At 35.1% G+C, this 11,815-nt stretch carries 10 protein-coding genes and 1 rRNA gene; 5 read left to right on the top strand and 6 right to left on the bottom strand.

All coding sequences use genetic code 11. The features are described from left to right. Positions 1-102: ribosomal RNA gene (gene rrf, locus ACFO3O_RS04040) — 5S ribosomal RNA — on the top strand; the annotation flags it as partial. Positions 103-799: 697 nt separating this feature from the next. On the opposite strand, the gene ACFO3O_RS04035 is transcribed toward rrf, so the two are convergent. Both ACFO3O_RS04035 and ACFO3O_RS04030 read right to left on the bottom strand, forming a co-directional pair. Continuing rightward, positions 800-1,579, bottom strand: coding sequence for a zinc ribbon domain-containing protein (locus tag ACFO3O_RS04035; protein WP_379977222.1), 780 nt, complete (start codon positions 1,577-1,579; stop codon positions 800-802). A 3-nt stretch (positions 1,580-1,582) separates the two neighbouring features. Beyond that, on the bottom strand, positions 1,583-2,677 hold the full coding sequence (locus tag ACFO3O_RS04030; RefSeq protein ID WP_379977221.1) for a Nif3-like dinuclear metal center hexameric protein: 1,095 nt from the start codon (positions 2,675-2,677) through the stop codon (positions 1,583-1,585). A gap of 48 nt (positions 2,678-2,725) precedes the next feature. Between ACFO3O_RS04030 and lpxK the strand changes: the two genes are divergently transcribed. Continuing rightward, entirely contained in the window at positions 2,726-3,739 is a 1,014-nt protein-coding gene (lpxK, locus tag ACFO3O_RS04025) for a tetraacyldisaccharide 4'-kinase (protein WP_379977220.1), read from the top strand. Here lpxK and ACFO3O_RS04020 read toward each other — a convergent pair. From ACFO3O_RS04020 to ACFO3O_RS04005, 4 genes are all read right to left on the bottom strand, one after another. Then, on the bottom strand, positions 3,732-5,951 hold the full coding sequence (locus ACFO3O_RS04020) for a tetratricopeptide repeat-containing hybrid sensor histidine kinase/response regulator (protein WP_379977218.1): 2,220 nt from the start codon (positions 5,949-5,951) through the stop codon (positions 3,732-3,734). The two genes, lpxK and ACFO3O_RS04020, sit on opposite strands and share 8 nt — an antisense overlap. Positions 5,952-5,987: 36 nt before the next feature. Next, positions 5,988-7,004: a type I glyceraldehyde-3-phosphate dehydrogenase gene (gene gap / locus ACFO3O_RS04015; protein WP_379977217.1), complete on the bottom strand. Its 1,017-nt coding sequence runs from the start codon at positions 7,002-7,004 to the stop codon at positions 5,988-5,990. A 4-nt stretch (positions 7,005-7,008) separates the two neighbouring features. Then, positions 7,009-7,881 (bottom strand): lipoyl synthase, encoded by an 873-nt coding sequence (lipA, locus tag ACFO3O_RS04010; protein ID WP_379977216.1) that lies wholly within the window; start codon positions 7,879-7,881, stop codon positions 7,009-7,011. Between the two features lie 71 nt (positions 7,882-7,952). Next, positions 7,953-8,684 carry a biotin--[acetyl-CoA-carboxylase] ligase gene (locus ACFO3O_RS04005; protein WP_379977215.1) on the bottom strand — a complete coding sequence of 244 codons (732 nt, stop codon included), beginning with the start codon at positions 8,682-8,684 and terminating at the stop codon, positions 7,953-7,955. 84 nt (positions 8,685-8,768) lie between these two features. Here ACFO3O_RS04005 and rsfS point away from each other — a divergent pair, with 84 nt between their 5' ends. From rsfS to ACFO3O_RS03990, 3 genes are all read left to right on the top strand, one after another. Then, positions 8,769-9,140: a ribosome silencing factor gene (gene rsfS, locus ACFO3O_RS04000; protein WP_379977214.1), complete on the top strand. Its 372-nt coding sequence runs from the start codon at positions 8,769-8,771 to the stop codon at positions 9,138-9,140. A 13-nt stretch (positions 9,141-9,153) separates the two neighbouring features. Next, on the top strand, positions 9,154-11,100 hold the full coding sequence (ftsH, locus tag ACFO3O_RS03995) for an ATP-dependent zinc metalloprotease FtsH (protein ID WP_379977213.1): 1,947 nt from the start codon (positions 9,154-9,156) through the stop codon (positions 11,098-11,100). A gap of 99 nt (positions 11,101-11,199) precedes the next feature. Beyond that, positions 11,200-11,814: an LUD domain-containing protein gene (locus tag ACFO3O_RS03990; protein ID WP_379977212.1), complete on the top strand. Its 615-nt coding sequence runs from the start codon at positions 11,200-11,202 to the stop codon at positions 11,812-11,814. Position 11,815 lies beyond the last annotated feature (1 nt).

Here is an 11,815-nt window from a genome sequence, read left to right as displayed (position 1 = left end):
GGTTATAGCGACGGGGCTCACCTCTTCCCATTCCGAACAGAGAAGTTAAGCCCGCCAGCGCCGATGGTACTACAATCGTGGGAGAGTAGGTCGCCGCCTTTTTACGCTGAATTTAATTCAGTGTTTAGGGTCTGATACAGCAATGTGTCAGACCTTTTTTTATGGGGTAAAGTGAAATAGAGCCACGCTTATAGCGTGATTACTTCCTATAGCTGTGCTATCTGCGTTATACTTGATATCACAGATAGTCAGGAATCAGACCTTTTTTTATGGGGTAAAATGAAATAAAGTCACGCTTATAGCGTGATTACTTCCTGTAACTGTGCTCTCTGCGTTATACTTGATATCACAGATAGTTCAGGAATAGGTCGCCGCCTTGCCTGTCGGTAAGCAGGCTTTTTACGCTGAATTTAATTCAGTGTTTAAGGTCTGATACAGCAATGATCAGCCCTTTTTTTATGGGGTAAAGTTAAATATATGGATGTAGCCACGCTACATGCGTGATTTATTCCTATGGATGTGCTGTTTGCGTTGTCTCAGTGAAATTTTGAGCCATTTTTAGGGAATATCTATACAGTAAAGACTTTTGGAGTGTCCCTGAGTAAGCTTTCGCGAAAGCGGAATACTAGTGTCTAATACAAACGAATTTTATTATTTACTCTTTGTATATAATGATATGTATTGCAAGTTTCGTAGTAGTATAGGTCAATTAATATGCTCTTGGTAGTTTTAAAAACAAAAAAAAGTCTAGCTATTAACTAGACCTTTTTGGTATATGTGTGTTGTTTTAGATCTATTATTAGATAGATTTAAACATAGATTCCATTCTTTCTTGCTCTTCTGAAGCGAGTTCACTGTCTACAAGGATACGGCCACTGTGCTCATCAGTAATGATTTTTTTGCGACTCGCTATTTCAACTTGTACTTGTGGAGGGATTGTGAAAAATGATCCTCCTGAAGCTCCGCGTTCAATTGGAACAACGGCAAGACCATTACGAACATTAGTTCGTATACGCTTATAAGCTTTTACTAGACGCTCATCGATTTCTTTTTCAAAATCGTCACTCTTTTTAATAAGTGCTTTTTCTTCTTTTTCTGTTTCGGCTAAAATGGCATCTAATTCACTTTTTTTGTGCTTAAGGTGCTTCTCACGCTCTCCTAGACGCTCTTTAGTGGTAGAAATAACTTCATTTTTTTGCTCGATCTGAGCTTTAAACTCACGTATGTTCTTGTCAGCCAATTGAATTTCTAGTTCTTGAAACTCAACTTCTTTGCTAAGTGCGTTAAATTCGCGGTTATTACGAACATTTTTTTGTTGCTCAGAGTATTTCTTGATAGAAGCTTTAGATTCTTCAATTTGAATTTTCTTTGCTTTTATTTGATCTTCGATAAGGGATAATTCATTATCCAATTTTTCAATACGCTTGTTGAGACCTGCAACTTCATCTTCAAGATCTTCGACTTCTAGAGGTAATTCTCCTCGTACGTTGCGTATTTGGTCTATTCTAGAATCTATAAGTTGTAAATCATACAAAGCTCTTAGCTTCTCTTCGACTGTTGATTCTTTTTTCTTTGCCATACTTTATAAATAGTTGATGGGATTGGTATTTTGTTCAGATAAAACGACTGCAAAATTACGAATTTTTTCTGTAAGATAGTCAGCTATTATGTTTTTTGTAAAGCGTTCGCTTTCAAAGTGGCCAATATCGGCTAATAAAATTCTTTTTTCTGCCTTATAGTAGTCATGATACTTAAGATCTGCAGTGATGTAAATATCTGCTTTGTTCCGTATAGCGTGTGAAATTCCAAAAGCACCACTCCCTCCTAAAACTGCCACTCTTGTAATAGGTTTATTGAGTAGTTCAGAATGTCTTATACCTCCAGTCTTAAATGTTTTTTTGGCAAGTTTTAAAAAATCAATTTCTGCAATTGGCTTTTTAAGATCGCCCACCATACCTAACCCTACATTTTGCAAGTTATTTTGAAGTGTCGTGAGTTCATAAGCAACTTCTTCATAGGGGTGATTTGTAAATAGGGACTTTAGTATTTTTGACTCATAATGTTTTTCGTAGGTAATGTGTAATTGAGTTTCTGGTTCTTTATGTTGAACTCCTATACTTCCTATAGCGGGATTTGCATTTTTGCTTGCGCGAAAACTACCTTCGCCAGACACTCCAAAGCTACATTGGTCATAGTTTCCAATTTGTCCAGCACCAGCTTTAAAAAGAGCTTCTTTTACTTTTTCTAAGGATGCATGCGGGACATAGGTGACTAGCTTACGTATGTGCTCTTTTTTAGGGATTAGAATTTGCGTGTCTATAAGGTTAAGTGCTTTAGCCATACCATAGCTCACACCGTATGATACATTGTCAAGTGCTGTATGTAAGGCATAAATTGCGATGTCATTTTTAATGGCCTTTAGGATTGATTTTTCTACATAATTTGAGCCTGTTATTTTTTTTAATCCAGAAAATAAAATAGGATGAAAACAAATAATAAGATTACAGTTTTTTTCAATGGCTTCTTGAACTACATTTTCTAATGCGTCATGAGTCACTAAAATATTAGTAAGTTTGGAAGAGGCGTCACCGACCAGTAATCCTACGTTATCAAAATCTTCTGCGTAGGGAAGAGGTGCCCATTCTTCAAGTATATTGGTAACATCACGTATAGTCATAAATCGAATCTTAAAAAAGTAAAGATAAAAATTATACCTTCGTTCTTTATGAAACAACTACGTAAAATCTTGTTTCCTTTTGCAGGACTCTATTATATCATCACTTTATTGCGTAATAAAGCGTATGATCTAGGCTACTTTTCTCATAAAGAATATGACGTACCTATCATTTGTATCGGTAATTTAAATACGGGTGGTACCGGAAAGAGTCCTATGACAGAATACTTAATTAGATGTTTAAAAGATCAGTATCGTATAGCAACTTTAAGTCGCGGCTACGGTAGGAAAACCAAAGGGTATTTGCAGGTTTTTTCAAATAGTGTTGCTCAGGACGTAGGTGATGAGCCTTTACAGTTTGCTAGAAAATTTGGCGATATTATTGTTTCGGTGTGTGAGGATAGACAGTTTGGTATTTCGCAGTTATTAAAGATAAAACCGGCTCCTGAGGTTTTTATTCTTGATGATGCCTATCAACATAGGAAAGTAAAGGCTGGTTTTCAAATAGTATTAACAGCGTATCACGATTTGTTTGTAGATGATTATTTATTGCCTGTAGGTAACCTTAGAGAGCCCCGAAATGGTGTAGATAGGGCACAGGTTATTATCGTAACAAAATGCCCGGCTGACGTCTCTCAAGAGGATAGAGGATTAGTTATTAAGAAATTAAATCCTTCTTCATCTCAAAAGGTATATTTTACTACTATCCGTTATAGTGATAGAATTGTATCCAATGGTGCTAGATGGGCTATTTCTGAATTAAAGGGTAAAAAAATAACATTGGTTACTGGGATAGCAAATCCTATACCTCTTGTAAATCATCTTCAGGGTCTTCAATTAGATTTCGACCACAAGGTGTTTAGGGATCATCATAATTTCGCTTCAAGCGAAATAAAGGAATTAGAGTCCTGTGAATTTATATTGACTACAGAAAAGGATTATGTCCGGTTAGCACCTTTGATTAAAAATACGCCCTTGTATTACCTTGCTATTGAAATTTCATTTGTAGCTGATGAAACGTTATTTGCTCAACAGGTTTTAAGTTTTGTAAATGAGTTTAATTAAAAACTTTAGCTTGCTTTAAGCCATTGTGTATTTTTTGGAAGAACTCCTCTACTTTATATGGCTTAGGTATGATGTCATTAAAACCGGCTTCGTGGAACTCGTCTATATTTTCATCTATAGTCACCGCTGTTAAAGCAAGGATAGGAATTTCTTTATCAAAGAGGCGTATTTGTTCAGTTGCTTCAATACCGCTGATGCCAGGCATGTGAATATCCATTAGGATAAGATCAAAATCTTGGCTTCTTGCTTTTTCAACAGCAATCTCTCCGTTGTCTGCAACATCACATACCATCTTATTTTTCTCTAAAATTTTACGTGTAATCATTTGATTGATCTTGTTGTCTTCAACAACAAGTATTTTTCTGTTTTCTAAAGCAACATAATCTATGTCGTAAATGATATTGTGAGGATTTGCTTCTTCTCCAGTTTGCTTTGTAAGATTGTATTTGATATTAAATGAAAATTTAGAGCCTTTTCCAAGGGTGCTTTCTAGTTCTACTTTACTGCCTAGTAAGTCTAATAAATTCTTTACAATAGATAGTCCCAATCCAGTACCTCCAAATTTTCTATTAATAGCAACAGATCCTTGTGTGAAGTTTTGGAAAATATTTTTTTGTTTCTTTTTGGAAATACCTTCCCCTGTATCTTCAATTTCAAAATGAAGATGCGCTTCTGATTCTGTTTGTTTTATTTTTTGAACGCGAATATCAACTTGGCCGTCACGTGTAAATTTAACAGCATTACCCACAAGGTTAATCAGTATTTGAGAGATCATAAGTGGGTCTCCTAAGACCTCTTCTGGAATGTCTGGATCAAATTCAAAGTTTAATTTATTTCCCTTGTCTTTTGCGGATTTTCCCAAGGCAAACAGTACATCCTCAATACGTTTTTTAAGATTGAATGCGGTTTGCTCTACTTCAACTTTATTTGCTTCTAGTTTATTGAGGTCTAGTATGTTGTTAATTAGCGATAACAAATATTCTCCAGAAAATTTTAGAGAGTCAAGATGTTTCTTTTGTTCTTCTGTTGGATTTTCACTTAGTAGTAAATGAGTCAGTCCTGTTACCGCATACATGGGTGTACGTAATTCGTGAGTGATGGTAGATAAGAATTGCGCTTTCACCATAGAGGCTTTTTCTGCATTATCTTTTGCTACGATTAGTTCGGTGTTTTTTGCTTGTAATAACTCGTTTGCTTTGGTTCTTAGGTTATTATTCTTATAAAGAGAAAGGATTAATAAGGATAAAACGGTGACCATAGCAATACTTAGGACTGTCGTAAATGTATTTGCTTTTTTTGTTCGAACTCTTTCTGATTCTATATCTTTTTTTAATTGAGCATTAAATTCTTTATTTTCATTTACGAAGTCAACGACAATTCCTGTTTCTTTATTTTTTCTGTTTTTTTCTGTATAGTCATTGTAGAGCATAATATGCTCGTACGCTTTAGGAATATCATTTTGTTCCTCGGCTATACGGCTACTTATTCTGTATGATTCTGATAGAAGATTAGGGTAGTTTTCTGAAGAGCTTATTTCTTGCGCGTTATTTATGGCAGCACTAGCTTCTTTAATTTTTTTCTGAAGTAATAGTACTTCTGCTTTTTGGATATTACTTTTTGCGATTAAAAACTTATTACCAGCATTGTTAGCTTGTGAGATCGCTAAGTCAAATAGTTCTTCTGCTTTTTGCGTATTGTTTTTGGTTGAAGCAATAGCTCCTTGACTAAGATATACTTTGGCTAGTAATTCGGGGCGACTTATGTTTTTTAGAATTTTTTCAGCTTTTTCTAGATATTTAGAGGCCTCAGAATAGTTTCTTTCTTGTAGTTCAATTTTTGCTGCAGTGATGTAATTTTGCCCTAAACTCTCTTTACTACTATTAGGTTCTAATTGTATTTTAATGGCAAGATCGTTTTCTTCTCTTGCTTTTTCTACGTTACCTGTAAGAAGGTATAGGCGTGATAATGCGCTAGAAGCAAGACCTAATCTTCCTTTGTTATTTGTTTCTTTGGCTAAGTCTCTAGCCCTAGTCATGAGCTGTGCAGAGGTGGTATAATCATTGTTTTCAATAGCAAGAGCTGCTACTGTAAGTAATGAGTCAATTTTCTTGTTGGTGATTTTTTGGGTAGCAAGGTCTACTTCTTGAGCCACAATAGATGTGGGAAGAATACATAACACTAAGAGCAGAAAGTGGATTAAAAACTTGCTCATATTATTAAATCGCATTTTAATAATTACGAATATATATTATTTCCTGCTAATGGATGAAATTAAATCGATAATTCGACTAGAATATCCTATTTCATTATCATACCAGCCTATGATTTTCACCATTTTGCCGATGACAGAGGTCATTTGAGAATCAAAGATACAAGAATGCGTGTTACCTACAATATCTATAGAGACTAGTGGTAAGTCTGTATATTCTAAAATTCCCTTTAAGTATGTTAGAGAGGCTTGCTTTAAAGCATTATTTACAGCTTCGATACTAGTATCTTTTTTTACATTAAAAGTAATATCTGTAAGAGATCCATTTGCTATAGGTACTCTAATACCACAACCCCCAATAACATCTGAGAGATGTGGAAAAATCTTTGTGAGTGCTTTTGCAGCACCCGTTGTAGTAGGAACAATACTTTGACCAGCCGCTCTTGCTCTACGCAGATCTTTATGGGGTTGGTCGTGAAGACTCTGATCTGTTGTATAAGAGTGGATGGTAGTAATATATGCCTGTTCAATCCCGCATAGCTCATCGATCACTTTGATCATAGGTGCCGCATTGTTGGTGGTGCAAGAGGCATTAGATATAATCGTATCTGTAGGATCAAGGATATGTTCATTTACACCAAAAACAACCATTTTAATTTGATCATCTTGCGGAGGAACTGTGAGAATTACTCTTTTGGCACCGTTAGAAATATGATGTTCTAGATCAGGTCTTGTTTTGTATTTTCCTGTAGATTCAATGACAATATCAGGTTGAACTATTGCCCAAGGGATGTCTTTAATGTCAGGGGTATTAAATAGCAGAATCTCTTTATCATCTACAATAATGGTGTTATGATTGTGTGCGCTTTCGCGAAAGCGTACATCTGCGTCAAAAATACCATGGATACTATCAAATTTTAATAAATGACTTAAGGTTTTTGCGTCTGCAAGGTCATTAATCGCTACCACCTCTATGTTTTTATGGTGGTGTAGCAATTTAAAAAGATTTCTGCCTATGCGGCCAAAACCATTGATGGCAACTTTGGTAGTGCTCATAATTTTATGTAAGATGCTTTTGAGCCTTGTATGATGATCGAACTAGAGCACCACTTTCTACATGCCTAAAGCCCATTTCTAGGCCTATTTCTTCATATTTTTTAAACTGGTCAGGAGTAATAAATTGTTTTACAGGAAGGTGTTTTTTTGAGGGTTGTAGGTACTGACCTATGGTTACAATATCTAGATGAACAGATCGGAGGTCTTCTAGTGTTTGTATAACTTCGGCTTCTGTTTCTCCTAAACCGAGCATAATACCAGATTTCGTCCTAGTAATACCATTGTCTTTTAGGTATTTTAAAACTCCTAGGCTACGTTCATATTTGGCTTGAATACGAACTTCACGTGTCAACCTCTTAACGGTTTCCATATTATGAGATACAACTTCAGGGTGCACATCGATAATCCGATCAAGAAGATCTTCTCTTCCTTGAAAATCTGGGATAAGTGTTTCCAAGGTTGTTTCGGGATTCATGCGGCGTATAGCCTTTACAGTTTCTCCCCATACAATGGTACCCATGTCTTTTAGATCATCTCTATCTACAGAGGTGATAACCGCATGTTTTATAGCCATCAATTTTATAGAGCGAGCTACTTTTTCTGGTTCTTCCCAATCTACTGTTTCAGGTCTTCCAGTTTTTACACCACAAAAACCACAAGAACGTGTACAGATATTACCTAGAATCATAAAGGTTGCCGTTCCTTCACTCCAACATTCTCCCATGTTTGGGCAACTGCCTGAGGTACATATTGTATGCAGATTGTATTTATCGACTAATCCTCTGAGTTCAGTATATTTTTTTCCAGTAGGAAGTTTAACGCGCAACCATTTAGGCTTAGGTTGTCTTACTGGGGATACCATTGTTTCTTCTTGCATAGCTTATATAACAAGTAGCAAAGATACAAATAAAACCATTTTTTAATACGGTTAAAAATGGTAATCTCATCTTAAAAAAGTAATTGTATTTCTTTTAAATCGTATTCTTTAAGTTTGTTGTCTTCTTCTAATAAAATAAGCCTACCCTGATCAGTAACTCCTTGAATAATGCCTACAAATTGTTCTTTGTTTGTATTTAAGAAAGTTGAAGGTTTGTCCTTCCTGAAAAGATGAGCTTCATATTCTTTTTTAATAGTGTCTAAATTTCCATCAAGTAGCATTTTTACGTAGTGATGAAACTGCTCGAGTAACAAGTTTAGAATCTCTTGGAGATCAAAATGAATACCTGTTTGTGACTTTATAGAAGTCGCTTTTGGTACGTCTTCCCAAATTGTTTGGTTTACATTAAGTCCTACTCCAATAATCATGGCGTTTAGTTCCCCTTTTTTTATGACATTTTCGATAAGGATGCCACATATTTTTTTCTTGTCTGACAATATGTCGTTAGGCCATTTTACACTTACGTTTTTTATTAATAATTTTTTTAAAACGTCTTTTACAGCCAGAGAAGCTGCCATTAATGCATAAAATTGTTGATCTATAGTAATCTGTTGAATTTTTCTAAAGACGCTGAAAGTTAAGTTTTTACCAGAAGATGTAGACCATTTGGTGCCCATTTGCCCCCTCCCGTTGGTTTGCTCCAATGCCCATACGACAGTATCTTCTTCAAGTTTTTCTTCTTTAGCTAATGACTTTAGATAGTCGTTTGTTGAATCGGTGGTATGAAGTTTGACAATACGCATATGGGTTATTATATTATTTAAACTTATGTTAAGAAGGTTGATAAACGTAAATTTGTAATAACTTTGTGTAAATAAAAGGATTTAATGGTAAAAAAGGAAACAAGCGCAGATCAATTAATTGCAAAAATTATCGAAGGAATAGAAGAAGTTAAGGGTCAAAACATTGATATTCTTGACTTAAGGGATATTGAAAACACAGTTTGTGATTATTTTATTATTTGTGATGGTACTTCAAATACCCAAGTAGCGGCAATAGTAAATTCTATTCAGAAGGTCGCTAGTAAAGAATTAAAGGAAAAGCCTTGGCATGTAGAAGGTTTAGATAATTGTGAATGGGTACTTATGGATTATGTGAATGTAGTGGTTCATGTTTTTCAAAAACAAACAAGAGAATTTTACGATATTGAAAGCCTATGGGGTGATGCAAAAATCACTTCTATAGCAACTAGTTATTAAAAAAAAAAATTGAATGTCAAAAGAAACAAAAAATACCCCCCCAGCTAATAAACCTAAATTCAGCAATTATTGGATTTACGGATTAATAGTAGTGATTTTTATCGCTATTAGTATGTTTAGCGGTAATGGTGGCTTTGGAGAGCCTAAAAAAATTAGTTACTCTGAGTATACAAAGTATCTCAAGGATGGTGATATTGACTTAGTTTTTATTATTACAAATAGAAAAGAAGCTAAAATCTTTTTGACTCCAGATGCAAAGCAAAAAGAAGTTCATAAAAATAAGAAAAGCGGTCAGTTGATGCCCAAATCACAGGGCGTTGCAGATTACGTGATTAGTTACGTAGATGGTGGTGATTTTGTGAAATCATTTGATGAGACCGTTGAAAAAAATGGATTAACTGCTACTAGAGATGCTGATGAAGAGCACAGTTTTTTTGATATGATTGCTCCTATCTTGCCTATCATATTAATTGTTGGTATATGGATATTTATCATGAGACGCATGTCAGCAGGTTCTGGCGGTGGTCCTGGAGGTCAAATATTCAATATCGGGAAGTCGAAAGCAAAGCTTTTTGATGAAAAAGTTGATGTTAAAACATCTTTCAAAGATGTTGCTGGTTTAGAAGGAGCAAAAGAAGAAGTACAAGAAATTGTAGATTTTCTTAGAAATCCTGAAAAATATACTAGTCTTGGAGGTAAAATACCCAAAGGCGCGTTATTAGTAGGTCAGCCTGGTACAGGTAAAACCCTACTTGCTAAAGCGGTTGCTGGAGAAGCTAAAGTTCCTTTTTTCTCTTTATCGGGTTCTGATTTTGTAGAGATGTTTGTTGGGGTTGGTGCTTCTCGTGTACGAGATTTATTTAAACAAGCAAAAGAAAAATCACCTGCTATTATCTTTATAGATGAGATTGATGCTATAGGAAGAGCTCGTGGGAAAAATAATTTTTCTGGTTCTAATGATGAAAGAGAAAATACATTAAATCAGTTATTGACTGAGATGGATGGCTTTGGTACAAATACCAACGTAATTGTACTAGCGGCTACTAACCGTGCTGATGTGCTTGATAAGGCATTAATGAGGGCGGGTAGATTTGATAGACAAATTTATGTGGACCTTCCAGATGTGAGAGAGCGTAAAGAGATTTTTGAAGTGCATTTACGCCCTTTAAAGAAAGATGACGGATTAGATATTGATTTCTTGGCTAAACAAACACCAGGATTCTCGGGAGCTGATATTGCTAATGTATGTAATGAAGCAGCTTTAATTGCTGCTCGTAAAGGAAATAAAGCAGTAGGAAAGCAAGATTTCTTAGATGCTGTAGATAGAATAGTAGGAGGTCTCGAAAAGAAAAACAAGATCATTACTCCAGACGAGAAAAAAGCTATCGCATATCACGAGGCAGGTCACGCAACCGTGAGTTGGATGTTAGAGCATGCAGCACCTCTTGTAAAAGTAACCATCGTGCCTAGAGGGCAATCTCTAGGGGCTGCTTGGTATCTTCCAGAAGAGCGCCTTATTGTACGTCCTAAACAAATGTTAGACGAAATGTGTGCCGCATTAGGAGGAAGAGCAGCAGAAGAAGTTATTTTTGATGAAATATCTACAGGAGCACTTAGTGATCTTGAAAAAGTAACTAAACAGGCTCGTATGATGGTTACAGTATATGGACTGAATGATAAAATAGGAAACCTTACTTATTATGATTCGTCTGGCCAATCTGAATATAATTTCAGTAAGCCTTATAGTGAGAAAACAGCAGAATTAATTGATAAAGAGATTTCTGCTATTGTAGAAGAACAATATCAAAGAGCTGTGGAGTTGTTAAAGGCAAACAAAGAAAAGCTAACCGAATTGGCAGATTTACTTCTAGAAAAAGAAGTTATTTTTAAAGATAATTTACTTGAAATATTTGGAGATCGCCCTTTTGGAAAAAAGGAAGACAAAGAGGTGATAGCATAATTTTTTCCTTAATAGCAGAATTAAAACTTGATTTAACTTATCGTTAAATCAAGTTTTTTTATATTTGAAGAACTTGTATGCTCGAATCTAAATCTCACCATGAGTCTATTTAGAAAATTATTTAAAAAAGAATCTAAATCAGACAGCTCTCGTTCCGATAGAAATCAAGACGAGCGCAGTAAGTATATGCCTGATGTTCACACGCCAGCAGATGAACGTTTCACAAAAAACTTTATTCTTAATGGCGGTAAGTTTTTATATGCTGTGAATTTAGAAGAGCTTAAAGAGAATTTTGATGATATTCTTCTTGAAAATGATTGGTATGAAAAACACGCTTTTTGTTTTGACCAACATTTAAAAGACACTTTTAAGGGATATAATCTTGAGTTTAGTCAAAACCGAGATGCTTCATTTTTTTTAACTACTTGTGAAAGCCTTATTGCTGATAATGGCTCTATACTGGTGAGTTCTCACCAACTAAAAGAATTGAAACTTCAAGAATTTCCAAAGTCAATGGTCGTATTTGCGACGACAAGTCAGATTGTTAATAATATAGGAGAAGGCTTGCGACTCATTAAAAATAAGAACAAGGGCAATATCCCTAGTAATATTACCACCATCAAACATTTTGAAGCTAGTGAAGACGAAAAAGACTTTATGTCTTATGGAAGCAGTACAAAAAATTTATATTTGCTACTGTTAGAAGATTTGTAAT

This window comes from Dokdonia ponticola (assembly GCF_042653865.1).
Lineage (GTDB): Bacteria > Bacteroidota > Bacteroidia > Flavobacteriales > Flavobacteriaceae > Dokdonia > Dokdonia ponticola.
Note: the sequence above shows the minus strand (reverse complement) of the source record. Positions and strands in the feature narration are given on the sequence as shown.